General features: G+C 47.5%; 25 protein-coding genes and 1 pseudogene. 8 read left to right on the top strand and 18 right to left on the bottom strand.

The features are described 5' to 3' along the window. Positions 1–9 precede the first annotated feature (9 nt). Positions 10–969, bottom strand: coding sequence for a metal ABC transporter substrate-binding protein (locus ACW5MY_RS01525; RefSeq protein ID WP_013350924.1), 960 nt, complete (start codon positions 967–969; stop codon positions 10–12). A 208-nt stretch (positions 970–1,177) separates the two neighbouring features. Between ACW5MY_RS01525 and ACW5MY_RS01520 the strand changes: the two genes are divergently transcribed. Then, a complete protein-coding gene (locus ACW5MY_RS01520) occupies positions 1,178–1,723 on the top strand; it encodes a PadR family transcriptional regulator (protein WP_013350923.1) in 546 nt (181 codons plus the stop codon). Next, entirely contained in the window at positions 1,724–2,218 is a 495-nt protein-coding gene (locus ACW5MY_RS01515; protein ID WP_013350922.1) for a DUF4188 domain-containing protein, read from the top strand. Here ACW5MY_RS01515 and ACW5MY_RS01510 read toward each other — a convergent pair. From ACW5MY_RS01510 to ACW5MY_RS01500, 3 genes are all read right to left on the bottom strand, one after another. Beyond that, positions 2,203–3,882, bottom strand: a complete 1,680-nt coding sequence (locus ACW5MY_RS01510) for a glycoside hydrolase family 13 protein (RefSeq protein WP_013350921.1) — start codon at positions 3,880–3,882, stop codon at positions 2,203–2,205. The genes ACW5MY_RS01515 and ACW5MY_RS01510 overlap by 16 nt on opposite strands. A gap of 83 nt (positions 3,883–3,965) precedes the next feature. Next, the gene (locus ACW5MY_RS01505) at positions 3,966–4,745 is read right to left on the bottom strand and encodes a glucose 1-dehydrogenase (protein WP_013350920.1); all 780 of its coding nucleotides are present in this window, start codon (positions 4,743–4,745) and stop codon (positions 3,966–3,968) included. 113 nt (positions 4,746–4,858) lie between these two features. After that, the gene (locus ACW5MY_RS01500) at positions 4,859–5,980 is read right to left on the bottom strand and encodes a response regulator aspartate phosphatase (RefSeq protein ID WP_013350919.1); all 1,122 of its coding nucleotides are present in this window, start codon (positions 5,978–5,980) and stop codon (positions 4,859–4,861) included. 109 nt (positions 5,981–6,089) lie between these two features. On the opposite strand from ACW5MY_RS01500, the gene ACW5MY_RS01495 reads away from it, so the two are divergent. Further along, positions 6,090–6,593, top strand: coding sequence for a M15 family metallopeptidase (locus ACW5MY_RS01495; protein WP_014469700.1), 504 nt, complete (start codon positions 6,090–6,092; stop codon positions 6,591–6,593). Here ACW5MY_RS01495 and ACW5MY_RS01490 read toward each other — a convergent pair. After that, the gene (locus tag ACW5MY_RS01490) at positions 6,590–7,948 is read right to left on the bottom strand and encodes a YcdB/YcdC domain-containing protein (RefSeq protein ID WP_014469699.1); all 1,359 of its coding nucleotides are present in this window, start codon (positions 7,946–7,948) and stop codon (positions 6,590–6,592) included. The two genes, ACW5MY_RS01495 and ACW5MY_RS01490, sit on opposite strands and share 4 nt — an antisense overlap. Positions 7,949–8,149: 201 nt before the next feature. After that, positions 8,150–9,547: a YcdB/YcdC domain-containing protein gene (locus ACW5MY_RS01485; protein WP_289394123.1), complete on the bottom strand. Its 1,398-nt coding sequence runs from the start codon at positions 9,545–9,547 to the stop codon at positions 8,150–8,152. 117 nt (positions 9,548–9,664) lie between these two features. Here ACW5MY_RS01485 and ACW5MY_RS01480 point away from each other — a divergent pair, with 117 nt between their 5' ends. Continuing rightward, positions 9,665–10,660, top strand: a complete 996-nt coding sequence (locus ACW5MY_RS01480) for a DUF5105 domain-containing protein (RefSeq protein WP_013350915.1) — start codon at positions 9,665–9,667, stop codon at positions 10,658–10,660. A gap of 42 nt (positions 10,661–10,702) precedes the next feature. On the opposite strand, the gene ACW5MY_RS01475 is transcribed toward ACW5MY_RS01480, so the two are convergent. The 3 genes and pseudogenes from ACW5MY_RS01475 to ACW5MY_RS01465 all read right to left on the bottom strand — a co-directional run bounded on the left by ACW5MY_RS01475 (position 10,703) and on the right by ACW5MY_RS01465 (position 13,624). After that, positions 10,703–11,635 (bottom strand): aldo/keto reductase, encoded by a 933-nt coding sequence (locus ACW5MY_RS01475; protein WP_013350914.1) that lies wholly within the window; start codon positions 11,633–11,635, stop codon positions 10,703–10,705. 136 nt (positions 11,636–11,771) lie between these two features. After that, entirely contained in the window at positions 11,772–12,842 is a 1,071-nt protein-coding gene (locus tag ACW5MY_RS01470) for a helix-turn-helix domain-containing protein (RefSeq protein ID WP_013350913.1), read from the bottom strand. Positions 12,843–12,978: 136 nt separating this feature from the next. Then, positions 12,979–13,624 (bottom strand): annotated as a pseudogene (locus ACW5MY_RS01465) (esterase/lipase family protein). Positions 13,625–14,062: 438 nt separating this feature from the next. On the opposite strand from ACW5MY_RS01465, the gene ACW5MY_RS01460 reads away from it, so the two are divergent. Continuing rightward, positions 14,063–14,629 (top strand): TetR/AcrR family transcriptional regulator, encoded by a 567-nt coding sequence (locus tag ACW5MY_RS01460; protein ID WP_014469693.1) that lies wholly within the window; start codon positions 14,063–14,065, stop codon positions 14,627–14,629. Positions 14,630–14,665: 36 nt separating this feature from the next. Further along, a complete protein-coding gene (gene lmr(B), locus ACW5MY_RS01455; RefSeq protein WP_041481591.1) occupies positions 14,666–16,105 on the top strand; it encodes a lincomycin efflux MFS transporter Lmr(B) in 1,440 nt (479 codons plus the stop codon). A gap of 34 nt (positions 16,106–16,139) precedes the next feature. On the opposite strand, the gene ACW5MY_RS01450 is transcribed toward lmr(B), so the two are convergent. Further along, positions 16,140–17,267, bottom strand: coding sequence for an aminotransferase class V-fold PLP-dependent enzyme (locus ACW5MY_RS01450; RefSeq protein ID WP_013350910.1), 1,128 nt, complete (start codon positions 17,265–17,267; stop codon positions 16,140–16,142). A 72-nt stretch (positions 17,268–17,339) separates the two neighbouring features. On the opposite strand from ACW5MY_RS01450, the gene pcp reads away from it, so the two are divergent. Then, complete coding sequence (gene pcp, locus ACW5MY_RS01445; protein ID WP_013350909.1) at positions 17,340–17,987, top strand: pyroglutamyl-peptidase I; 648 nt, start codon at positions 17,340–17,342, stop codon at positions 17,985–17,987. Here the strand turns inward: pcp and tatC are convergent. The 4 genes from tatC to ACW5MY_RS01425 all read right to left on the bottom strand — a co-directional run bounded on the left by tatC (position 17,984) and on the right by ACW5MY_RS01425 (position 21,426). Further along, on the bottom strand, positions 17,984–18,709 hold the full coding sequence (gene tatC / locus ACW5MY_RS01440; RefSeq protein ID WP_013350908.1) for a twin-arginine translocase subunit TatC: 726 nt from the start codon (positions 18,707–18,709) through the stop codon (positions 17,984–17,986). The genes pcp and tatC overlap by 4 nt on opposite strands. 63 nt (positions 18,710–18,772) lie before the next feature. Continuing rightward, positions 18,773–18,970: a twin-arginine translocase TatA/TatE family subunit gene (locus ACW5MY_RS01435; RefSeq protein ID WP_003156681.1), complete on the bottom strand. Its 198-nt coding sequence runs from the start codon at positions 18,968–18,970 to the stop codon at positions 18,773–18,775. 12 nt (positions 18,971–18,982) lie between these two features. Continuing rightward, entirely contained in the window at positions 18,983–20,734 is a 1,752-nt protein-coding gene (locus ACW5MY_RS01430) for an alkaline phosphatase D family protein (RefSeq protein ID WP_014471400.1), read from the bottom strand. Between the two features lie 263 nt (positions 20,735–20,997). Continuing rightward, positions 20,998–21,426, bottom strand: a complete 429-nt coding sequence (locus tag ACW5MY_RS01425; protein WP_013350906.1) for a cell wall hydrolase — start codon at positions 21,424–21,426, stop codon at positions 20,998–21,000. A 153-nt stretch (positions 21,427–21,579) separates the two neighbouring features. Between ACW5MY_RS01425 and ACW5MY_RS01420 the strand changes: the two genes are divergently transcribed. Continuing rightward, a complete protein-coding gene (locus ACW5MY_RS01420) occupies positions 21,580–21,963 on the top strand; it encodes a DUF2512 family protein (protein ID WP_013350905.1) in 384 nt (127 codons plus the stop codon). 91 nt (positions 21,964–22,054) lie between these two features. Here ACW5MY_RS01420 and ACW5MY_RS01415 read toward each other — a convergent pair whose 3' ends face one another. From ACW5MY_RS01415 to ACW5MY_RS01400, 4 genes are all read right to left on the bottom strand, one after another. Further along, positions 22,055–22,489, bottom strand: coding sequence for a transposase (locus tag ACW5MY_RS01415; protein WP_076983823.1), 435 nt, complete (start codon positions 22,487–22,489; stop codon positions 22,055–22,057). Positions 22,490–22,708: 219 nt separating this feature from the next. Beyond that, positions 22,709–23,047 (bottom strand): thioredoxin family protein, encoded by a 339-nt coding sequence (locus ACW5MY_RS01410; protein ID WP_013350904.1) that lies wholly within the window; start codon positions 23,045–23,047, stop codon positions 22,709–22,711. A gap of 185 nt (positions 23,048–23,232) precedes the next feature. Then, complete coding sequence (locus tag ACW5MY_RS01405) at positions 23,233–23,622, bottom strand: DoxX family protein (protein ID WP_289394120.1); 390 nt, start codon at positions 23,620–23,622, stop codon at positions 23,233–23,235. A 131-nt stretch (positions 23,623–23,753) separates the two neighbouring features. Next, the gene (locus tag ACW5MY_RS01400) at positions 23,754–24,692 is read right to left on the bottom strand and encodes a ring-cleaving dioxygenase (RefSeq protein ID WP_289394119.1); all 939 of its coding nucleotides are present in this window, start codon (positions 24,690–24,692) and stop codon (positions 23,754–23,756) included. Positions 24,693–24,706: the final 14 nt, after the last annotated feature.

Here is a 24,706-nt window from a genome sequence, read left to right as displayed (position 1 = left end):
CACACTATGTTATTTAACCAATAGCGAATCTTTCAGTGCATCGAGGTTTTTCTCCATAATGTCGATATAACCGATGCCTTTATCCCGTTCTTTTTGGCTTAAACCTTCCAGTGTATTGAGCACTTCCGTTTTCGCGCCGATTTCACCGGCAAGTGTATCTGCAACTTTAGGCGATGCGACTTCTTCAAAGTAGATGATCTTCACATCATGCTTTTTGGCAAACGTTTTGAGCTCTGCCAGTTTTGCCGGGCTCGGCTCTTCTTCAGGAGAAAGGCCTGCAATCGCGACCTGTTTCAAACCGTACTCTTTAGCTAAATAGCTGAATGCCGCGTGCTGTGTGATCAATTCTTTTTTCGCCGCTTTATTTAATGTTGTACGGTATAGTTTATCAAGATCCTGCAGTTTTGCAATATATTCTTTACTGTTTTTCTCATAGTATGCTTTATTCTTCGGATCCTGTTTTACGATCTGCGCCGTAATGGTTTTGACCTCTTTTTGCGCAAGAACCGGGCTCAGCCAAACGTGAGGGTCCATGCTGTGGCTGTGGTCATGACCGCCGTGATCATGCTCCTCTTCCTCTTCATCCGAACCTTCGAGCAGGTCAATTCCTTTTGACGCCTTTACAAACTTCGCATGATCGGAGCCCATGCTTTTTTCCGCTGAGGGAACCCATGTCTCCATATATTCGCTGTTGTAAACGAAAAGATCGGCGTTTTGAATACCGGCGATATCCTTCGGCGTCGGCTCCCAATCATGAGGTTCGACCGAAGACGGGATGAGCATATCTACATCGCCTTTGTCTTTGACAATTTGTTTTGTGAATTCGTACATTGGATAAAAGGTCGTCACGACGTGCAGTTTGCCGTTTTTCGAAGAACCTGACGAACCTTTTGTAGATGAATTGCCGCAGCCCGCCGCAATTAAAAAGCATGCTGCGATGACAATGATTCCGCTCCATTTTTTAAACAAGCTCGTTTCCCCCTGTCCTGTAAATCAGAATGATGACGATTTCCGAACCGTACTTTGTACTTTCTCGTTCATTTGTTCCTATACCATAATAAAACGAAGTAATTACGTTTTGCAAGATATTTTTTGAAAAGAATTGATGTGTAGATATGTTTCAGTTATTATTATATCTAATTGATATATATCTATTGAATATATAGGAGGGTGAAAATTGAGTAAGAAATCTGATACTTATTACGCCTTACTCGGTTTAATAACAATAGGATGTCACACGGGTTATGAAATAAAGCAAATGATGGATCGGAGTTTGCAGCATTTTTGGACCATCAGCTACAGCCAGATTTATCCTAATTTAAAACGGCTTACAGAAGAAGGATTGCTGACGGTGACAACAACCGTTCAAGAAGACCGTCCTGACAAAAAAGAATACCACCTTACCCAAAAGGGTGAAGATGCATTACAGGATTGGCTGAACGAGCCGGTCAAGCAGCCAGCTGCCGAAAAAAATGAGTTGCTGCTGAAGCTTTTTTTCAGCGATAAACAAGACACTGCCTCAAATATCCGGATGATAGAGCACTATAAACTCCAGCTCAATATGAAATATGAACTGTATGAAACAATCGAACAATCACTTTTAAAACGGGATGGTATGGAGCTTAGGCTGTTTACTATTGACTACGGCAAACGAGTGACAGCGGCCGCGATCGAGTGGGCAGATGCCGTCATCAGCAAACTGCAAAAAGGAGATGAGCTTTAAATGAAAAAACAGATGATCACCGCTTCACAGGTAACAGCCCGCTCCAATGAAGAAACCGTCGTCTTTATTATCGGTGTTCGAATTAACAAATGGCCTTCAATACATCGCTGGCTTCCTGTTGTCCGAGCAATGACGCCAATGATTAAAGAATTGTATGCCAATAAGGAGCTCGGCTTTCTCTCTATGGAAATGTCCTGTACATTACGAAGCATTACACTGATCCAATATTGGCGCTCTTTTGATGACCTTATGTCCTACGCCAAAGGAGAAAAACATATGAAAGCATGGCGGCATTTTTATCAGCGCGCGGCCGCATCTCAAGCGGTCGGTATATACCATGAAACATATACAGTTCCCGCTGGCAGTTATGAATCCATCTATGTCAATATGCCGGCATTCGGTCTCGCCAAAGCAAAAGGAAGCATCCCCGTTACAAAAGAAACGAGGACGGCTGCCAAGCGGATCAAGACTGCTCAGGATCAGGCAAGCAGATAGACTCTTGTTTCATATGGACGGAATGTTATGCAGGAATCCGCGCTTCCGGCATTTTCATAGTTGCTGAGAAGCAGTTTCGCACTTCCAGGCTCGGAACCGTCCGGCCAATAAAAGGCGGCTTCTTCTTTTGATACATTGCTGATAGAGATGAGCTTTTGTCCGTTTGCCTGTCTTTCATACACAAACAGCTGCGGGTCATCAGGGAGCAGCAGCGTGTAGCTGCCTTTTATGACGTCAGCATACTGTTTTCGTAAACGGATCAGTTTTTTGTAAAAGTTCAATACGGAATCGGGATCATTCTCAGCCTCGGCTGCATTGATCGTTTTGTAATTGGGATTGACCTTCAGCCACGGTTCTCCTTCTGTAAATCCGGCATTTCGGCTTCCGTCCCACTGCATCGGTGTACGGGCATGGTCGCGGCTTTTCGCCATGATGGACGCCATGACTTCCTCTCTGTCACGGCCCATTTCAAATACCCTTTTGTGATACATATTGACGGTCTGAATATCCTGATAATCCTCTATCCTGTCAAACGGAGCGTTTGTCATACCGAGTTCTTCTCCCTGATAAATGTACGGCGTGCCTTTCATGAAATAAAGCAGGGCGGCAAGCATTTTGGCGGATGCTTTGCGGTATTTGCCTTCGTCTCCGAACCGGGATACGATCCGGGGCTGGTCATGATTGCACCAATACAGCGTATTCCAGCCTTGGTGCTCAAGTTTTTTCTGCCAGTCTGTGAGCACTTTCTTCAAGTCAGACAGCTCAAGCGGCTTTACATCCCAATGCTCTTGTCCCGGCTTCTGATCAAGCTCCATATGCTGAAAATGAAAAATCATATTCAGCTCATGCTCATCGGTTCCCGTGTAGACCAGCCCTTCCTCAGGCGTCACTGATCCGGCCTCGCCGACCGACATCACGTCATATTTGGAAAATACCTCTTTCGTCATTTCTTTTAAGTAATCATGTATCCGTGCTCCGTTTGGCCGGAAAGGCTTCGGATCAGCCCGGCGAGCGATATAATCTTCATACGGCGGCAGGTATTCTTTTTTTGACAGAAGATGGAGCTGGTCAATACGCAATCCGTCCACGCCTTTATCGAGCCAGAATCTCATCATCTCGTACACTGATTGCCGCATTTCGGGATTTTCCCAATTCAGATCGGCTTGTTTGACGGCGTTCATATGCAGGTAATATTCACCTGTATGCTCTTCGTACTGCCAGACGGATTGTCCGTAATCCGACACCCAATCGGTCGGCGGGCCGTCTGCGGTGCCCGGCCGCCAAAAATAATATTTACGGTATTTGCTGTTCGGATTCATTTCCGCTTCTTTGAACCAAGGATGCTCTGTGGATGTATGATTTAAGACGAAATCCATCACAAGCTTTAATCCGCGGCTGCGGCATTCCGTAAGCAGATCGTGAAAGTCCTCCATCGTTCCGTAAGATTTCATAATCGCTTGATGATCCGTCACGTCGTAGCCGTTATCGACGTTTGGCGACGGGTAAATCGGGCAGATCCATATCACATCAGCGCCAAGTTCTTTTATGTAATCGAGACGCGCGATAACCCCCCGCAGGTCGCCTATGCCGTCGCCGTTCGTGTCTTGGAAGCTTCGCGGATAGATTTGATAGACAACGGCGTCTTTCCACCAGTCATTCGCCATCTTGTGATCCCCCTGTTTTTTTAGGGAACCATTTCCTTTATGATCCTTCCCTAAACAAAAAAGAGAAGGTTTCCCCTCCTCTTTTACCTTTCCAGCTGAGACGGATAAAGCGTCATGCCTCCGTCGACGAAAAGTGTCGTTCCGGTCACGTATCTTGCTTCTTCCGACACCATCCATGCGGCGGCCGCGGCGACTTCTTCCGGTTTTCCGAAGGCGTTCATCGGAATTTTTTTCAGCTGGGTCTGTTTGTGTGTTTCATCTTGCAGATCCTCATTGGACTCCGTGGCGATCGTGCCGGGAGCGATGGCATTTACCCGGATGCCTTTGTCTGCGTAATTGAGCGCCATCGTTTCCGTCATCATTTTGATCCCGCCTTTTGATGTTGCGTACTGCACGTTTTCAGGACGCGGTATTTGCTGATGGACGCTCGATATGTTTAAGACCGTTCCTTTTGTCCCGCGCTGGAGCATATGGTTAAGGGCCGCTTTCGCCCCCAAAAAGGTGCCGGTCACGTTGACGTCGATGACCTTTTGCCAATCTTCCAGGCTCATTTCATGGGGCATCGCTTCGGCGCCATTAAAGCCGGAGTTGTTGACCATCACATCCACACCGCCGAAGTGCTCTTGTGCGGCATCAAACAGCGCCTGAATCCCTTCTTCTGAAGATACATCGGCTTTTACGGTGACAGCTCGGCCTCCCGCTTTCTCAATGAAGTCAGCCGCTTCATCTGCTCCGGCGGAATCACCGAGGTAGTTCACAACTACATTCATCCGCTCCTTGCCGAAGCGTTCGGCAATGGCCTTTCCGATTCCTTTCGAAGAACCTGTTACGATCGCTGTTTTTCCCTGTAAATCCTGATACATTGTCTCATTTCCTCCCTGATGTTAATACAGAGCATGTACCCGGTTTTGACCGGCTGAAAACAGAAGGGATCATAAAAAGAACGACGAAACCGAAGCTCCCCCGTTCTTTTTCATTATGCGTAATTGTTCATTTGCAGCCTTTTTTGCACGCCGACAAGCCTGCTGAAAAAATAAGATGCCGCTTTGTAGTTCTCCCGTTTATGAAAGAAATGAGCCGCGTCCTGAAGCAGTTCCTCAGTGTCGGCCAACAGCTCCTTTGATTCCAGAATGTCAAAATACTCTTTGAGCGAATCCTGTCCGCCGTCACCCTGATAAAGCTCCTTAATCAGACGGAATTTTGTCATATAGATCTCGTCTTCCCACTCCGCCGCGCTTTTCATGCCCCGCGCATAGCTGGCGGCGGCGTCACTGTATCTTTCCGTTTTAAAGTAGATATGCGTGAGTGAAAAAACAGCCTGGATGACCTGCTGGAAGCTGTGCGCTTCAAAACCGGCAGCCGCTCGTTCAAAGTCTTCCGCCGCCTTGCAAAAGTCACCCAAACTGTACATACAGTGCCCGATATTATAATAGGCCGCAGCAATCATATAGTGATCATCAAGCCGCTCCGCGTGCTCCAAGGCGCATTCAAGGTATTCCAGCGCTTTTTCATGCTGCTGGGCGTCCATCAGGTTACCGGCAATGATAAATTTGCACTGCACCCTTCTCATTCCGTATAATTCATATTTCTTGTAAATATCAAGCGCCTGTCCCGCGTAATTCATCGAAAAGAAAGTCTGCTTGATATGATAGTACACTTCAGAAATTTTATACAGAAACTCGGCTTTCTCTATGTCATCTTCCACATATTCTAGTTTTTCCTCAGCCCGTTTATAATGAGAAATCGCTGAGATGAAGTTTTTCTGCTTAAATTCATACATTCCCCTGAAATAGTAAAAATAATATTCCAGTAAGCCGGTCAGCTTTTGCTGGTTCATCTCAATCTCAGTGAGCATTTCAGAGAACGGAGGCTGGCAGTCGCCGTCTTTCATGGGTTTTAATTTATCCAGCATGATGCGATGCCTAAATTCCATCAATGAAAAATACAATAATAAATCCTGATTTTCTTCCATATCTTCGAGTTCATATTGAATCTCCCGCTTCAGCGCTTCAGCTTTATCGGCTTCAAACGCGCGGATCAGCTTATACCATTCATTCATCTTTACGGCTACTTCTTCTGATGGAATCTTGGATTTCATAGATTTGCCTCCTTCCTCCGGCTACTAATTATGTTATATTTTATCATAGCAAATTTATGACAGTGAGCAAACAAAGATTTTAATCAATTAAAGAAAGAGAGAATTCACCATGAGATTACCAGTCAGAATAGCATTGCTTTTGATCCTCTTCTTTTCCGCGGACCTATGTTTTTCCTATGTGCAGAAAGAGCTGAGGCCGCAAACGGCGTTACAAGAGAGGGGCATTCCAAATGCTCTTCATCCGCTCGTTAAACAAAATGCGGAATTATTGCAGACGGCCGCTCTGAAAAAAGGCATCACCGTCGTGATTACAGAGGGTTTCAGATCAATTGAGGAACAAAACGAATTGTACCGTCAAGGACGTTCAAAAAAAGGAAATATCGTCACCTACGCAAAAGGCGGAGAATCATATCACAATTACGGCCTTGCCATCGACTTCGCCCTGCAAAAAAAGGATGGCAGCCTGATTTGGGATATGACGTACGACGGAAACCAAAACGGCAGGCCCGATTGGCTTGAGGTCGTATCGATTGCCAAAACGCTCGGTTTTGATTGGGGAGGCGATTGGAGAAACTTTAAAGATTATCCTCATTTACAAATGATCCCTGGCTAATAAAACCTTTTCTTTTTTTGCTTATGCGCATCAATATACGGAGGATATACAGGCCTGTACACAAGCTTATATCCTTCATTGCCGGACGGCGTAAAATCGCGCTGCCACTCCAGCTGCAGATGAAAATCAGATAAAAAAGCGGACTTTGCTTCTTCGATAGTAACGGCCGGCACCGGATTGATCTGCTCTAACTGCTCCGGATCAATATCAGGCGCCATGTAAGCTTCCACAAGCCCGGTTACGGGACTGACAAGTATTCTCGCAGCACCGAACCGAAGCGGAATATCCCGATGCCATACGGAAAAATGGTAGCGGAACCGTCCCCTCCCGTCCGTTTTCAGCGGATTCATTTTAAAAAACTCGTCCGCTCTCGGGTAAAGCTTGTATAAAAATTGAAGCGCGGTTTCCTCGCATTCTTCAGCTGAATAAAAGGCCGGGCCCTCATGCTCAATAAAAGATTTAAAGGCTGTCATCTTCCCTGTCTTTTTGTCCGTTTTCATCTTCATTGTATTTTTGTTGCTGCTTTCAAAATAGCTTTCTATACTCAAATCTTTCCGTTCCGGGACTGCCCCTTTCCGCCATGTCGTTCCGATCTCATCCCCGAGATCGCGCCGGCGCGTCTGAATCATATCCGCGGTAAATCCCATCAATTCATCGATGCTGACTTCCCGTTTATGTTCAAGCGCGGGAAGCGGTTTTGCCGATTCGTTCCTGTCCTCGCAAAACGGCTGATCCGGCACGATATCATCTTCTCCGGCCGGATAGCTGTAAGCCGGGAGAATCGGTTCGTAGACAAGGCGCGGCGTTTTCTCAAAATTGACAACGTCATAGACGAGACTGAAGGTCAGCCCGCTCATATAATGCGAGATCACCTTCTCCTGATCGACGAAGGTTTCCGGGACGGGCGCTTCACCCTTATCCCCGTAATAGAGAAACTGCACGATGAAGCCGCTCTCGGTTACATCAACGAAAAAACCCGAATCGGGGAGCGGCCGGCCGAGCACTTTTTTTGTATAGATGAAACGGATGCACCCATTTCGTTCTTCCCTCGCCTGAAAGGTGAACTTCATAAAAGTAAGCGGGCGGTGTCTGGCCGCAAACCGCAGAGCCGTCAGCTTTAATTCGGCGTCTGACAACTGAAGGTCTGAACCCGGACAGTCATTGCGTGAATATGTAAGCAAAGATCCGTCGCCGCCCAGCTCAATCGTTACCGTTTTTTCCGGATGGTTACGATCTTTCCATATATAATAGGCTCTCGTTTTTTGTTTTTCATCAAAGTCTTCTATTTCAAGCTCATAGTGCGGCGGTATGTTCCCAATCTCCAGCGCTTTTTTTCTCAGATGTTCTTTCAGCAATGGGGTCATCCTTTCAGGAAGAGTGTATAAAAAAGAACTGTTTTTTATTATATAAAAATGACCTTATTCTTTTAAAGGGAAGAAAGTGCCTTTTATGTGTCTATTTTTAGCAAAGAGGGGAAAGAGCCGTATTCAGGGCGGTTATTTTTCATACAAATGTCACATGTCACTTAAAACCCCCAAACCGAACACCTATGACCTTCAGCCTATTAAACTCATGATCGCTTCCCCCGTATGCGCCTCAATAAACCGCGGGAAAACCGGCTTGTATACGAGCCTGTACACATTTCTGCCGCTGCCGTCATCGTAACGGTCCCAAGCGAGCTCTGCTTTGATATTCCGGCGAATCGCATCCTTCGCCTCTTCCATTGTCAATGAAGGAACGGGATCGATATTCTCAAGCTCTTTCGGATCAATTTCCGGCGGCATATAAAAAGTGACAAGACCCGTCTTTTTGCTGACACAGATTCTTCCTTCTCCGAATCGCAAATCAACGCCGCCCGAACAGGCCTTATATGTAAGTCCCGCGTTTTCTCCTTCATCATCCGGCTCATCATATTGAACCCGGAAATACTGATCCGCTTCCGGAAACATGGCGAATAAAAAGCGGATGGCCATGTGATGGCATTCTTCCTCGGAAAACACCGGTTCGCCTTCTTCTTGTATAAATGACATCACCCCGGTGAGCCGGCCTGATTCTTTATCATACCTTGTTTTCAATACATGTTCATTCCGCTCTTTAAACAGACTTTCAAAGCTTTTATCTTCCCGTGCGGATTTTGTTTTTTCACGACGCCACGCTATGCCGATGCAGCCGTCCCCAAGATCGCTTTCCCTATCTTTATAAAAACCTTCATGCAGCCCGATCATGTCATTGATGCTCATCTTTTCCGCTTCAGGTTCAGGGCGTGAAATCGAGACATACGGCCGCGTGTTGTGTTCCAGCTCTTCATACTCTTCTATTTCTTCATTCTCTTCCTTCAGGTCAGCAGATATCGGCCGCGTCGGAGACACGATTTCATAGACGAGATGGGGCTTGTCATCCCCCTGCACATAGACGGACTGATGCAGTACGGTGAACAACAGCTCTGCTTCAATCTGTTTGACAAAATGAGCCGATGCTTCCCGCTTGTCCGCAATTGTCCCGGGTCTTAACAGATCATCGGCCTTCCCTTGGTACGAAAAGCCGGTTACTTCCCCTGTCACAGCTAGGTCGACGTAAAACCCGGTCAGCGGAAGCGGCAGACCGTAAGCCATCTGAACATAGGAATATCTTACATCACCATCATTTACGGAGCTTTTTTTCTCCAATTCGAACTCAGCCAATGCCCCCGGACGATGGGTTTCTAAAAACGCCCGCATCCGTTCTTCTATGTCCGTTTCCAAAAGAGGAGCAAGATCAGTCCGGAAAGCCGGACGGGATAAGTATTTCAGTTTTCCGTCCGGTTCCAATTCGACCATGATGCCGGCTTCCGGATCGTTCTTGTCTTCCCACCAAAACAGAACCTCATCTTCCTGGTATTCTTCCACATTACTCTCGTAGCCAGGAGGTACGTTTCCGATTCTGAGAGCCAGCTGTTTCAATTCTTCTTTCTTCATCATAACACTTCCTTTTCTTCCAAAAAGATCAAGACTCTTTTATACAAAACTAGTATAATTAACCTGTTCATCTATATGACTATTGAATCAACCATCATAACAACAGGGGGTAACAAGATGTCCATTAAAAAAATGAGCGCCGTGTTTTTCATTTTGCTTCTCACGGCATTTACCGCCGCTTGCAGCAGCGAAACAAGCGGCGGCAAGGAAAGCGGCACGGCGAAAGTAAAAATAAAAGATACGGCCTGGGTGACTTCAGACGATGCTGAACACCCGACCGCACTGAAAGTAACGGTCACTGTCAAAAATACGGGCAATGATCCGCTTACCGTCAAAAGCAGCGACTTCTCGCTTTATCAGAATGACGCGAAAACAGCTGCGGCCGATAAGGAAGACCGGATGCAAAGCGGCACGCTTCATGCGGACAAGACAGTGACGGGAAGTCTGTACTTCACGGCTGACGAAGGCAAATCATATGAATTGGTATATCAGCCGCAGGCAAAAGACGCGAAGCCTTTATCTTATAAACTGAAAGTCAAAGGCACAGCTCCGAAAGCAAAACCCGATCCGGCGGACGCATTATCCGCATACATTGATGTGATGCTGTACGGCCGGCATAATAAAGATTTCACCCGCCTGACCGGTGTAAATGAAAAAATGACAGCCGCCGCATACCAGGAATCGGCGAAAGCGAGCTTTATCGCTTCAGCAGGCATTTCGAAGGAACAAGCCGACTCAAAAGCCATTTCCGCTATTATTGACGCCATGTCATCAGCGCTGCGTGATCACACAGAACTCAAGGTGCAAACCAAATCCATGTCAGACGGCAAAGCCGTCCTGGAAGCAAAAGTGACGCCGCTTGATATGTCTCCGCTTGCAGGCCGGCTGCAAGACCGTGTGCAGGACTATGCCGGAAAGCATCCCGATGCTGATGAAAACGAAATTGTCAGCCATCTACTTTCTGTCTATCCAGAAGAGTTTATGCGCCTGAAACCGGCTTCTTCTTCCGTGACGAAAGAAATCGAAATGAAGAAAAACGCCCGCGGCCAGTGGTATTTGGACACAGACGCCGACCTGGAAGGATTGACAGAAGCGTTTTTGAAAACGTCCTGACAGCAAGAAAGGAAATAGCGCAGGCTATTTCCTTTTTTATTTTCACTTGAAGATGTCACTGATATATTGAACCTCGTCTTCGGTTAATTGCACATCAAGCGCGCCCAGATTGTGTTTCAGCTGGTCAGGGCGTTTGGCTCCGGGAATAATCGCATCCACAGCCGGCTGCGAGAGAAGCCATGCGAGTGCGATATGCGCTGCAGGCACGCCTTTTTCTTCCGCAACGGCCTTCAGCTTATCCACTCTCTCCAAGTTTTGCTGAAAAGCTTCTCCCTGAAACGGCGGCCTGTTCTTTCGGCTGTCCTCAAAGACTGTGTCTTTTGTGAACTTTCCTGTCAGCAAGCCGGAAGCAAGCGGGAAATAAGGGATGAAGGAAATGCCGTTCTTTTCACAGTAAGGCAGCAGATCTTTTTCCGCCTCGCGCTGAATCAGTGAATATTCCGATTGAAAAACCTCTAAATAGCCGTCAGCGTTGAACTCCTGCAATTGCCGGAAGCTGAGATTGGAGGCGCCGATTGCTCTGATTTTCCCTTCGTCCTTCAGTTCTTTCAGCGTGCCGGCCACTTCGGCCAGCGGTGTTTTGCCGTCAGGGAAGTGAACGTAATACAAATCAATCACATCTGTTTTCAGCCGCTTCAGGCTTTTTTCCGCCTCACTCCGAAGAAATTCACGGCTGTTGTCCAGCTCAATTTGTCCGTTGACCTCTTTATGCGCACCCTTTGACGCAATCACGAGGCTGTCCCGCACGCCGCGCTCTGCGACAACTTCACCGATTAACTCTTCGGAACGTCCCAAGCCGTATATAAACGCCGTATCAATAAAATTGACGCCGCCATCCAAAGCTGTGCGGATGAGTTCTTTTCCCGTTTCATCATTAAGATTCGGAAACAGGTTATGTCCTCCGACCGCATTTGCGCCAAAGCCGATACGCTTTACCCGTAAATCCGTCCTGCCCAGCGCACGTGTCTCATCCATGGTTCCATCCCCTTCCTGTTATCGCTCTTTTTATTATTAGATAGCCGGCAGGAATTATCCTTCCTGAGGGCGCATCAATAGAAAAAACCTTGAAAAGCGTTTGCCCTTCAAGGTTTTTTTGCCGTCTATTAAGATATTAAGATGTCAGAGCCGCGGCGAAGCGATCAGCTTCATCCTGCATAGCGCCTTCAATTTCTTTGTAGCGGCTGGAAATCGTTGATGCGCTGACGCCGTACTTCTTCGCAAGCTTGGCTTGAGAAACGGACGCGCCGTTCAGAGAAATGCTGTTCACATAATATTCGACCGCTGCCGCGAAGGCTTCCGGCTTTCTGATCGTCGGTGTTTTTTTGACACAGAATGTTTTCCACAGATCAATAACGGCCGGAACCAGCTCAGCCGGGTATTCATCCCCGCTCAGACCTTTTTCAATGGCGTCCGCCGTTTCCTTCTCCATGTCATTCGCCCACTCCGCCTGTGTTTCTTCAGCAGCCGGCTTCGGCTCTTCCGCCGTTCCTAAAAGAGCGGCCAGCACAGTGTCGAAGTTCTCCTGCATAAAGCGTTCAGGCGATTTTCCTTCCGCAAGGGCCGGGGCCGCCGCCTTTTTCACTTTGCTGATCAAAGCTTCGGTCCGCTTCACAGGGAAGATCGTAAACTGCATGAAGAACTCCGCTTTTTCCGCTTCGTGGATCGGATAGCCGAGAATCAGGCTTCCCGCCGGCGGAAGATCCTGCTGGCTGACGTCCATTTCCACTTTGAATTGTTTTTTCGTCATGACATCTTCAAAGTGAATCATTCCTTCTTTCACATCTTCAAGCACCATAACGGCAGGTGTCATGCTTTTCCATGATTCAACGATTTCCCGAGTTTTCGGGCGGTTGATGCCGCCGGCTTTTTTCTGAAGATATTCTTCAAAAATCGTCTTGCCGCCTGCCAGCGGCCGGAAGAAAATTCCCCAGATGCCAAGGTTGAAGACGCCGATGTCTTTTGTCTGTCTGTCCAGCTCCGTAATGAACTCGTGCTGGTTAATAAATGATGAAATGCCGTCTCTATGTGCTGTAAAGGCGTACTCCATTAGGCTTTCCTGAATCTGTTTCGCTTCTTTTGCCGCGATGTCTGCCGGAATGTCAGCTGCTTTACTTCCGCAGCATTTTTTATATTTCTTCCCGCTGCCGCATGGGCAAGGGGCATTTCTTTTCACTTTTCCCACAATAAACCCTCCGAATTCTGATATAACTTTATTATTTTAACAAAAATAACTTCAGAGGGCTTGGTTTACGGCGAAAAAAGAATATGGAAGAAAAAAAAGACCCCGGAAATTCTCTATGTCCGGGGCTCTGAATCTGTTAATTCGTATTTTGCCCGCCGCCGTTCAGACCTTCTTTAATCAGCCCGTTTACTTGGCTGTTCATTAAAAGTCCGATGTGCCCGACACCGTGAATCTGCACGTTTCTCGCGCCGATCAGTCGTGACAGCGGGTTCATGACGATTAAGTCCGCTGAGCTGTAATTGATGTATATAAAATCTTTTGGTTCGGATCAGTTCCCGGAAGCGCTCTGTTGGTCACAAGGCCGTTCGCTCCGCCGAGTGTGACGACGTTTGCGATTTTGTCCCCGCCGTCAAGATTTTTAATGTAATAGAGTGTGTTGGCGCCGCCCATGCTGTGCGCGACGATATCGACTTTATTCGCGCCTGTTTCGCTGAGCACTTTTTTCACGTAATTTGACAGTCTCGGCGCATTGTGTCTGTTGTTTCCGGTTTTGTCCAGAAAATCAATGGCGTACATCTCATTTCTTGACCCAGCCTTGGGATGCCAAGTACGTTTTGATTCCCGCGAAGTTAAAGGACGCTCCGCCGATTCCGTGGACCATGACAACCGGATTATGACCTGAGGAGGCTTTTGATACGGTCGGCTGGAAGGCAAATACGGAAATGACGGACAGCATACAAAACTGTAAGGATGGCTAGGATTTTGCTTTTTATTTGTTTCATGAACTTTCCTCCTGCTATGTAATATTTTTGCAATTTTCATTCTATTAGAGGAGAAAAGGAAAAAATAGTGTATTATTTACTGTTTTCTACAAATAAATAAGAGCGGAAAAATAAGAAAGTCGCCCCTTTCCGATAGCACGATTATGCTTTAATACGGCAATCAAAAAAAGGATAGAGCGCCCGGTTCTCTTTTCCTAGATGCATTGAGCATCGGCTGTTTGAGAGTTGAGAGGATTTGAAGCTGTCAGGCATGAAGAGAAAACTCCCCCTATCCCTGCTTTTGTTCTTCCATCATATAAAAACAGCATGCCTTAACGATTTTTGAATCTTCCTGAGAAAAGATCCGTTTCAAAAATCCTTGACACCGCCATGTGAAATCACGATAATAGACCAGTCACTATATTTAAATTTGTCATCAATCAGTAAGGTGGGAACATAATGAGTTATGGAGATTCTCGTGAAAAAATACTCGCCGCGGCAACCAAGCTGTTTCAGCTGCAGGGGTATTACGGCACGGGTCTGAATCAGATTATTAAAGAAAGCGGTGCGCCGAAAGGTTCTCTTTACTATCATTTTCCGGACGGCAAAGAGCAGCTCGCCATTGAGGCTGTCAATGAAATGAGCCATTATATCCGTATGAAAATAAAAGAAAGCCTTGATGCCTATCCTGATCCTGCGGAAAGCATTCAAGCGTTTTTACAGGACTTATCACGCCAATTTACATGTCCGGAGAACTTCGAAGGGTTTCCTGTCGGTTTACTGGCTGCCGAAACTGCTTTAAGAAGCGAAAAACTCCAGCAGGCCTGTCAGTGCGCTTATCAGGAATGGGAGAATCTGTTCGCGGGCAAATTGAGATCTGCCGGTTTTTCTGATGAAAAAGCGGCGGAAATCAGCACTGTTTTAAATGCCATGATAGAAGGCGGCATCATTTTGTCCTTAGCCAAAAAAGACAAAATGCCGATCATCCATATTTCAAAACAAATCCCCAGCCTTCTGAGGACATAAAATACGAGAGACATGTTACGTATGTAAGAGAGGAGAATGATTTTGGAAAAGGCTCAACCTTCCAAACAATATAAAGTCATGCCGATCATGATTTCTTTGCTGACGGCAGGGTTTATCGGCATGTTCAGTGAAACGGCGCTGAATATCGCCCTGACTGACCTGATGAAGGAGCTGCATATCACTCCTGCGACCGTCCAGTGGCTGACGACGGGCTACCTGCTCGTTCTCGGTATTCTTGTGCCGGTTTCGGGGCTGCTGCTGCAATGGTTTACGACGAGGCAGCTGTTCATCGTGTCACTCGCCTTTTCCATTGTCGGTACGCTGATTGCGGCCCTTGCGCCAAGCTTTCCGTTTCTTTTGGCGGCAAGAATCGTACAGGCTTTAGGAACCGGGCTGCTGCTGCCGCTGATGTTTAATACGATTCTCGTCATCTTTCCGCCGCATAAGCGCGGAGCGGCGATGGGGACGATCGGGCTTGTCATCATGTTCGCCCCTGCGACCGGTCCGACTTTTTCAGGGCTTGTGTTAGAACATTTGAACTGGCATTGGATTTTCTGGATTTCCCTGCCGTTTCTTGTCTTGGCTCTTTTATTCGGAATCGCCTACATGCAGAACGTATCAGACATTACAAAGCCGAAAATTGACGTGCTTTCAATTATTCTGTCTACGATCGGATTCGGCGGCATCGTCTTCGGTTTCAGCAATGCGGGCGAAGGATCAGGCGGCTGGTCAAGCCCGACGGTTATCGGTTCGCTCACTGTCGGTGCGATAGCGCTCATCTTATTTTCCATCAGGCAGCTGACAATGAAGCAGCCGATGATGAATCTGCGCGCTTTCCGCTATCCGATGTTTATTCTCGGAGTCGTGATTGTATTTATCTGTATGATGGTTATCTTATCAACAATGCTTCTATTGCCTATGTATTTACAAAGCGGACTGATGCTGACGGCGTTTACGTCGGGTCTCATCCTGCTGCCGGGCGGTATTTTAAACGGCTTTATGTCTCCGGTGACAGGGCGTCTGTTTGATAAATACGGGCCGAGGTGGCTTGTCATTCCCGGGTTTGTCATCACGGCAGCCGTGCTTTGGTTTTTCTCAAACATTACCGGCGCTTCGACGGCCCTTCTGATCGTCGTGCTTCATACATGCCTGATGATCGGCATTTCCATGATCATGATGCCGGCGCAAACGAACGGGTTAAACCAGCTGCCGCCGGAATTTTATCCGGACGGAACGGCCATTATGAATACGCTCCAGCAGATGGCCGGCGCAATCGGCACTGCGGTGGCGGTCAGCATCATGGCGGCCGGTCAGAAGGATTATATGAGCACCGTGAAAAATCCAAATGATCCTTCCGTATACTCCCACGCGCTGATTGCGGGCGTCCAGCACGCTTTTATCTTCGCAATGATTGTCGCCGTGATCGGCCTGATCAGCGCTTTCTTTATGAAACGGGTCAAAGTGAATCACTCATAAGAAAACAGCAGACTCTCCATGAGTCTGCTGTTTTTTATATACCGCGCGCTTTAGCCAGTTCATCAATCGCATAAATAAGGTCATCGGCCGTGTTATAGAAATGCGGCGCCAGCCGGATGATTTGCCCGCTGAGCGCGCCTACGATGTTTTTCCGTTTCAAAAACGAAGCCGTTTCCGCCGCTTTTTCATCCCATATGGAAATCATGCCGGGCCTGTCATCGGCAGACGTCGGGCCTGCGAGGCGCAGCCCTTTTTCAGAAGCGTATTCGTACCCAAATGCGCTGAGTTTTTTTACTTCTTGATGAATGTAATCTGTGCCGATATCGTTTAAAAGGGATAAAGCCGCCTGTGCCGCATATATGCTGATAAATGCCGGGGTTCCGGTCTCGAAGCGTTTGGCTCCGTCAGCATAAGAAAAATGGGTCAAATCCAGCATCGACGCCCGCTGCTGCCCGAACCACCCGGTGACTTTCGGATTCAGTTGTTCGGCAAGTTCCTTTCTGACATAAAGAAACGCCGTCCCCGGTATGCCGAGCATATACTTTCTCGCACCCGCGGCCAGCATATCAACTCCCCACTCGTTCACATCAATCGGGACATGCCCCGCCGATTGATAAGCATCGACAAAAAGAAGCGATCCCTTCTTTGCGGATATCTCCGCAATGCGCTTGATATCCTGGACAAAACCGGATGTAAATGACACATGGGGCACACAGGTGAAAAGCGTCTGCTCCGTAATATACGTCTCATACCGCTCTAGCGGAATCATTCCTTCTTCAGACGGAATCACTGAAAGCTCCATCCCAGTCTGAGCCTTCAGAATGTGAGCGATCGCCGGAAAATCCAATTCCGTATACACCGCCTGTTTCTTTCGGCAATCTGGTAAAGCGGAAACGACGGCAGAGGCGGCAGCCGTTACTGAAGGTAAAACGGCAATTTCTTCAGGCTGGGCGCCGATCAATTTCGCAAACTCACATCTTGCCTGCTCCATGCGGCCGATGGCTTCCTCCCAATTTCCTCCGTACTGAAGCAGGCTTTCCTGATAATCGGTTATCGCTTTTGACACCGGCCGGGCAAGAGCGCTTTGAGAGCAGCTCGCGAGCATCGTATGTGTTTGGAGCACCGGAAATACAGATCGGTATTGCAGTAGAGGCGAATTCAAGACATGTTTCCCCCTTCGGCAGGAATATATGTCCATTATAGAGTATGGTAAAAAGAAAAGGAGGGTTTTTTGATGGAGAAAAAAGTATTGCTTACAGGCTTTGACCCCTTTGGCGGGGAGACGGTCAATCCTTCATGGGAAGCGGTCAAACGGCTGAATGGTGCCGCTGAAGGCCCCGCCTCTATCGTATCCGAACAAGTTCCGACCGTTTTTTACAAGTCCCTTGCCGTGCTGCGCGAGGCGATAAAGAAACATCAGCCTGACATTATCATCTGTGTCGGACAGGCGGGCGGCAGAATGCAGATCACGCCGGAACGGGTCGCGATCAATCTGAATGAAGCGCGCATACCGGATAACGAAGGAAACCAGCCTGTCGGGGAAGACATTTCTCAAGGCGGTCCCGCAGCCTATTGGACCGGCCTTCCGATCAAACGGATCGTTGAGGAGATTAAAAAAGAAGGCATTCCCGCGGCTGTATCCTACACGGCGGGGACGTTTGTATGCAATCATCTCTTTTACGGGCTGATGGATGAAATCAGCCGTCATCATCCGCACATCCGTGGCGGGTTTATACACATCCCGTACATTCCAGAGCAAACCTTGCAGAAATCCGCGCCGAGCCTCAGCCTTGATCACATCACAAAAGCGCTCAAAATCGCCGCGGTGACCGCCGCGGTGCATGAGGACGATATTGAGACCGGCGGAGGCGAGCTTCACTAAGCGGCAGACGGCGTCTCGGCCCATTTCTTTCGGTAAACGATGCGGGACAGCGTCACACTGATTTCGTAGAGGACGAGCAGCGGAATCATGACGAGAAAGTCAGACATAAAATCCGGCGGCGTAATCAGCACCGAGACAACGATCAGCAAAAAATACGAAAGCTTTCTCGCCTTCGCCAGCCGGGTTGGGTTTACGATCCCCAGACGCGTCAGAAACATGACGGCCAGAGGCATTTCAAACAAAAACCCGAACGGCAATGTAAGATTAAGCATAAAGGTAAAATACTTATCCGCCGTAAATACCATGTCAAAGTGGCCGGCGGATAATTGTGTTAAAAATCCGAGCACAATCGGAAAGAGCACAAAATACCCGAAGGAAATTCCGATGATAAACAAAACGGAAAGCCCCGGAATGTAAAGCAAAGCGGCGCGGCGTTCAAACGCGGTCAAGGCCGGCGCCGTAAAACGCCAGAGCTGAAAGGCGGCAACCGGAATCGTTGCCGTAATGGCGCAAATTCCCGCAATCATCATGTACACCCATAAAATCTCGCTCGGGCCTAAAACGGCCAGTCTGCCAGGCAAATCCTTGATCAGCCAGTCATAAATATCCTGTACAAACCAGCAGGCGCCGATAAAAAACACGAGAAAGGCGATGACGGTTTTAATGAGACGCTGCCGGATTTCCTCTAAATGCCCGATCAAGTGGGTTTCTTTTTTATCCAATCGTACATCCTCCTTATATGAAAGAAGGGGCAGAAGCGGATTCGTCTGCCCCCGTGTCATGATTCAGCCTGCCGTTTTATCTTTCTCAGCCGTCTGCTTGTCCGGCTCTTCATTTGAGACCAGTGTTTTTGCGGCGCTTTTAAATTCAAGCAGCGTCCGGCCGGCTGCACGGCCAATTTCCGGAAGCTTTGAAGGTCCGAAAATGATGAGAGCGATGACGAAGATCAGGATTAACCCGGGAATGCCGATATTTGAAAACATGAGTGTGCCCCCTTATTGTGAGATTTTGGCCCGTTTCTTTCTCATTTGCTTTTCGTGCGCATTGTTATGGGCGAAGAATCGATCCTCTTCCACTTCGTTTGACTGCTTTAAGCCTCCCGCAACCGCGTTTTGAGAGACCTTCCGAATCCCCGTCTGGTCTTTCTGATAAATGAAGGAAGCCCGTGTGGATACCTCAGCCCCCGGCTCCGTCACATACGGCACCACTCTGTAATCCGCTCTCCATTGGGCGGGCGTCACCGTACAGCGGACATAGCCGCGATAATCGTTAAAAAACTTGATGTGCGGGTTTTGTTTTAAGATCTGATCCGTATCGGCCCGTTTATCCGCCCCGTTTCCTCCAGATGTAATGGAAGTCCCGACGAATTCGGCTCCGAAAATCTTTGAATTCGTTTGATTAAAATCGGTATGCAGGTTTGACGCCCAGCTTGCATGAACATCACCCGTCAGCACGATGACATTGTTCAGATTTTTGCTTTTTATAAAATTGATGACCCGCTCCCGCTGAGCCGGGTAGCCGTCCCATGAATCCATGCTGAATATCGGATTGGCGGTTGTTCCGAAATTCCATTGCGCGAAAAAGATTTGCTGCGCCAGCACATTCCACTTCGCTTTTGAGGCGGCTAAATTTTCGAACAGCCATTGCTCCTGCTCTGTCCCCATCAATGTGCGTTTCGGGTCTCTCCACTCATCAGAAGGGGGCTTATTCCCGTCTCCGTTGGCCTGGTCATCTCTGTACTGTCTTGTATCAAGCACATTAAACGAGGCTAAATTGCCATATGAGAATTGCCTGTACAGCCGCATATCAGGACCGTTCGGCAGTGACATGCGCCTGAGCGGCATGTGTTCATAATAAGCCTGATAAGCTGCGGCCCGTCTGAGCACAAACGCTTCAACCGATTGGCCTTTTTCAGGGATGACATTGGCATAATTGTTTTCCACCTCATGATCGTCCCATGTCACGACCCACGGAAATGCGGCGTGGGCGGCTTTCAGATTGGCATCAGAGCGGTATTGGGCGTGACGGTTGCGGTAATCTGCCAGTGTATACACTTCGGCGCTGCTGTGCGTCCTGACATTCCCCGTTTTTGACACATATTCATTCGGTCCGTATTCATAAATGTAATCTCCGAGATGGAAGACAAGATCAAGCTTTTCCTTCGCCATATGCTTATACGCCGTATAATAGCCGTGTTCATACTGCTGGCATGAGGCAAACGCAAACGTCATGGCGGACACGTCAGCACCGGGGGCGGGTAGCGTTTTCGTCCGGCCGACGGGGCTGAGCTCATGCCCGCTTTTAAACCGGTAATAGTACACTTTATTGGGCTTGAGCCCGTCCGCTTCGACATGGACGGAGTGTCCGAGATTCGGCTTGGCCATCTCCGTTCCGCGTTTGACGATATGGCGGAAATGTTCATCAGTGGCGATTTCCCAATTTACCGGCACAGCCTGCTTCGGCATGCCGCCCCCATTCAGCGGGTCCGGGGCAAGACGCGTCCAGAGAATGACGCTGTCAGACAGCGGGTCGCCGGAAGCTACGCCGAGGGTGAACGGATAGTTAGAAAATTTCGGAGCGGCATTCACTTCAAACGCGCCGATGGATTGCGCGATCGCTAACCCGAGGGAAAGGCCGGCGATTTTCCCCGCGCCCTGTATAAATGCGCGGCGGTCAAACGTATTGTTCTGAAAGCTTTTGTTCTCCAATTCCTTGATCCATTCATCTAAACGGCCGTCATGTGTCATGTCAGTTCCCCTTTCTTCTCATTGATCGCCCTCATTATAAAAAAGAAATGTTAAACCGCTATGAAGAGTGTGAAGGATTTGTAAGGCCGGAAAATGAACGGCGGGAGACATTTTTCACATTGTTTCGACAAACCTTTGCCCAGCCGGGAGAAATCCCCCTCTGTTTCTTTTTGGCTTTTCATCCGTCAAGCGCACTTTGTTCCTATTTTTCTTCCCAAGAAATTAAAAAAACACCGTTCATTCCAAGAACGGTGCATCCGGGATTAAAATGTATTGTACACGTTTTCGCATGTTTCGCCTGTCGGCTGATAGAAGCAGTGGGACTTGAATCTGCCGACAAACGGCTGATTATACCAAGTCGGCGGGCAGTCTCCCGGCGGCTTAAAATACCACAGACTGAATTTAGCCGGCCAAAACCGTTCACCATTAATCGTCCGGCGGGCAAGCCTCCGCTCGGATTCGCGCGGCCTCTGGTAAAAGTATCCGTGAGTCACCGCTTCAAACGCGTGCGGCTGAAATACCATCTGCCTAATGGTGCGCAGGCCTTTAAAATCAGAACAATTCGCCCGCACCCGATTGATTCCCACATTGCCGACCAGCAGCATTCCCTGCTTTCCTTCGCCTTCCGCTTCCGCCCTGAGCAGCCTTGCCATTAGATCGACATCGGCGCTCGACGCTTTTACGACTGCCATCATGACACCTCCCGTTTTTACTCCTTTCATCATATTCAGCCGCGGCCTAGTGATGACAGACAAAAGCCAGAAAACAAATGTTCACGAAAAAAAGGTTTATATTTCACATGATGAGGAAACATACTAACATGATTTCCATAAGGAGGAATTCGCATGGAGCACATTAAAGCGCTTGCCATTAAAGGCATTATGACCATCATTATTCTGTATCTGATACTGGGCTTAGGTTTCCGCTTTACATTCGGCGACGTGCTGCTGATGACCATTGTGTTGGGAGCCGTTTCCTACTTTACGGGCGATCTTTACGTGCTGCCAAGATGGAATAACATTACGGCGGCGTCCGCTGATTTCGGAATCGCGTTTCTTGTTGTATGGCTGATGGGAATGCCGCTGTCCATGGGCATTTCAGGAGGAAGACTGGCGTTTGCCGCTCTTATTTCCGCCATCATCATTGCTGTCGGAGAATACTTTTTCCATATCTATCTGATGAGAAAAGACTTGGGCGGGTCCCGTTTTTTAGAGCCCCGATCTGAATAACGCAAAAAAGGCCGGATAACGGCCTTCAGCTTGTAGAGAAAATGATGTTTTTTCTACAAGCTTTTTTGTTTTGTACTGTTTCTTTCCATATTCATTTGATTTCAGGTGCAGAAAAAGCACTCCCACATGCCTTGGCTAGGTATGCGGCAATCTTCTTCATGTTCTGGCATGCGGCTGTGAGGAGAACTTGTTCCCTCACATTTTGTTTTCCCAACCAGCAATAGCGAAGCATCTGTTTTGAATCTGCAAAGCTTCGCTCGATTTTTTCTTTTTTTGCAGAGGTTTTTTCCTGAAACAGACAAACGATTTTGTCTGACCTTTTCTTTATCATCCTCCCATACATGTCGGGTGATGACCTTTTGGTGGTTCTTTGATCTTGTGCATTGTTCGAGAATGGGCATGCGGAACAGATTTCAGGATTTGATTTATATGATCGATATCCTTTTCGGTCAGTTGCTGCGTATGTAAGCGTTTGGTGATTTAGACAAATGGATCTGTCTTGTTCACTGTCATAATGAAATTTCAATTTTGGAAACAACCCTCGGGTAGGGCGGTAACGTCTATGTATTTATCAATTTTTCAAAGCAGGTGATCCTCTTCGACAAGTTGGTCAAGCAGAACAAATTCTTTCTTTTATTTTATGACAGGGGAATGGATATTTTAAGGAAAAAATAAAGGCTGTCGAGATTTTCTCGACAGCCTGATCCCCTTAAAGGGGGCTTTTTATTTGTAAAGTATAAACGCTTTATACATCTTGATATAACTGATAAACCCTTTTCAGCCTTTCTTCGAGCTGTTCAAAATGAACGAAGCGGGCTTCTCTCAGAAACTCAGTCCCATCAATGAACAAAAGAAGCACGGGGACAGTGAAGACTGAAAATCTGCCGGCAACCTCTTCTACCTCGTCAGCATTGATATGCCCCAATTTGATTTTTAGAAACTGATCCAATACTTTTCTGAGCTGCGGCAGAACAGCGTGACATACTGTACAGGCGGGCCTTGAAATGTAGATAAAACTGAATTGATGCTGTTTAATAAAATTCTCGATAGAATCTAATGAATGTAAGTCTGTCAGCTCTTTCATCAAAACCCTCCTTCAAATCGGCTCGTCTTTCATGACCAAGCTCATCAATACTCGTACATTCACTATACACATTTATATTGATCATATCCGTTTTTTTGCTTTGCAGAACACCCGCAAATGATGCTTAAAATTCCAAAACAAAAGAACAGTTACCGCTTTTCAGTAACTGTTCTTAGATACCTATATTAAAAATGCAAAGCGTACGCCCCTGAACTGATGAGTGCAACTCCGATGGAGACTACAATCAGCACCAAGTTATATTCAAAACCGCCGGCACCGTTCGCAAACCCTTTCGCTCCATGAACTTTTACAATGGCACCTAGCATAATGATCGTTATGATAGCAGCTCCAAGCGGGAGGAATACACCTAAAATAAATAAAATTCCGCTTACGAGTTCCCCGAGACCTGATAAAGCGGCCGCGGCGTTGCCTGGTTTAACTCCAATTGACTCGAACCATTGTCCGGTTCCTTTAATCCCGTATCCGCCAAACCAGCCAAATAATTTTTGTGATCCATAAAACAGAAACACCACACCAATCATGATTCGAATAAGCAACAATCCTGCATCTTCCATTTTTATCTCTCCTTATTTTTCATATTATATGATGTGCTGCAAGGCAGCTTGTTTACCAACGGTCACTTCCAGCAAACATCTGTTAAATGTATGTCTTTTATTTTTCTTCATGCTTCACGTTTATCTATAAATCAATCTAATTCTCTCACTTCAAACGGCAGCAGCCCTTGTTCAATATGAGCCCGATGCGGTTCATACTGCTCAGGGAGCATCAATTTTCCGCCCATTGTTTCTTGTGACTCATCATGGGCAAAGCCCGGCGGATCAGTTGCGATCTCAAATAAGATTTCCCCATGTTCTCTGAAGTAAACCGCATTAAAATAGTTTCTATCCTGAACAGGAGTCACACCATATCCGTGCGTAGCAATCAATCTTTGCCATTCTAATTGATCTTCGTCATCCTGAGCCCGCCAAGCGATGTGATGGACCGTGCCGACACCCATTTGTCCGCGGCCGATAGGCGTTAATTTAAGATCAATCACATTTCCGATCTCACCGGCAGAACGATAACGAACGAAGTCTCCTTCTTTGCCGACTCGCTCAAGCCCCATGATGTTTTCTAGCAATTCACCTGTTTTTTCAGGCTGTGCTGATAACAGGGTTGCACCGCCAAAGCCTTTAATGGCAACATCCGGGGTTACATCTCCGAAAGTCCACGTATTGGCCTCCCCTGCTTCTCTTTCCACGATTTCTAAATGCAGGCCATGCGGGTCATCAAATTCTATATATTGTTCTCCAAAACGCTCGATTTTTGTGTATGGCACGTTGAACTTTTCAAGTCTCTTTTCCCAAAATGACATAGCACCTCTTGGCACGACGTAAGATGTCACGCCAACCTGTCCGTCTCCAATGATGCCTTGACGGGCGTCCGCCCACGGAAAGAATGTGATGATTGTTCCCGGCTTCCCGCCTTCATCCCCAAAATAAAGGTGATACGTACCCGGATCATCAAAATTGACCGTTTGCTTGACCAATCGCAGCCCCAGCACTCCAGCGTAGAAATCAGCATTCTCTTGAGGGTGACCGACAATTGCTGTAATATGATGTATTCCCATCGTTTTTTTAGCCATTTTTATCCGCTCCC

The organism is Bacillus sp. Bwzl_19 (assembly GCF_054900515.1).
This window is presented reverse-complemented; position numbering and strand designations above follow the sequence as displayed.

Excerpts from the sequence above, each read along its gene's own strand:
- ACW5MY_RS01515 (WP_013350922.1), top strand. The coding sequence starts at position 1,724 with ATGAAAAAACAGATGATCACCGCTTCACAGGTAACAGCCCGCTCCAAT.
- ACW5MY_RS01510 (WP_013350921.1), bottom strand. The coding sequence starts at position 3,882 with ATGGCGAATGACTGGTGGAAAGACGCCGTTGTCTATCAAATCTATCCG.
- ACW5MY_RS01505 (WP_013350920.1), bottom strand. The coding sequence starts at position 4,745 with ATGTATCAGGATTTACAGGGAAAAACAGCGATCGTAACAGGTTCTTCG.
- ACW5MY_RS01500 (WP_013350919.1), bottom strand. The coding sequence starts at position 5,980 with ATGAAATCCAAGATTCCATCAGAAGAAGTAGCCGTAAAGATGAATGAA.
- ACW5MY_RS01495 (WP_014469700.1), top strand. The coding sequence starts at position 6,090 with ATGAGATTACCAGTCAGAATAGCATTGCTTTTGATCCTCTTCTTTTCC.
- ACW5MY_RS01485 (WP_289394123.1), bottom strand. The coding sequence starts at position 9,547 with ATGAAGAAAGAAGAATTGAAACAGCTGGCTCTCAGAATCGGAAACGTA.
- ACW5MY_RS01480 (WP_013350915.1), top strand. The coding sequence starts at position 9,665 with ATGTCCATTAAAAAAATGAGCGCCGTGTTTTTCATTTTGCTTCTCACG.
- ACW5MY_RS01475 (WP_013350914.1), bottom strand. The coding sequence starts at position 11,635 with ATGGATGAGACACGTGCGCTGGGCAGGACGGATTTACGGGTAAAGCGT.
- ACW5MY_RS01460 (WP_014469693.1), top strand. The coding sequence starts at position 14,063 with ATGAGTTATGGAGATTCTCGTGAAAAAATACTCGCCGCGGCAACCAAG.
- pcp (WP_013350909.1), top strand. The coding sequence starts at position 17,340 with ATGGAGAAAAAAGTATTGCTTACAGGCTTTGACCCCTTTGGCGGGGAG.
- ACW5MY_RS01435 (WP_003156681.1), bottom strand. The coding sequence starts at position 18,970 with ATGTTTTCAAATATCGGCATTCCCGGGTTAATCCTGATCTTCGTCATC.
- ACW5MY_RS01430 (WP_014471400.1), bottom strand. The coding sequence starts at position 20,734 with ATGACACATGACGGCCGTTTAGATGAATGGATCAAGGAATTGGAGAAC.
- ACW5MY_RS01425 (WP_013350906.1), bottom strand. The coding sequence starts at position 21,426 with ATGGCAGTCGTAAAAGCGTCGAGCGCCGATGTCGATCTAATGGCAAGG.
- ACW5MY_RS01420 (WP_013350905.1), top strand. The coding sequence starts at position 21,580 with ATGGAGCACATTAAAGCGCTTGCCATTAAAGGCATTATGACCATCATT.
- ACW5MY_RS01410 (WP_013350904.1), bottom strand. The coding sequence starts at position 23,047 with ATGAAAGAGCTGACAGACTTACATTCATTAGATTCTATCGAGAATTTT.
- ACW5MY_RS01405 (WP_289394120.1), bottom strand. The coding sequence starts at position 23,622 with ATGGAAGATGCAGGATTGTTGCTTATTCGAATCATGATTGGTGTGGTG.
- ACW5MY_RS01400 (WP_289394119.1), bottom strand. The coding sequence starts at position 24,692 with ATGGCTAAAAAAACGATGGGAATACATCATATTACAGCAATTGTCGGT.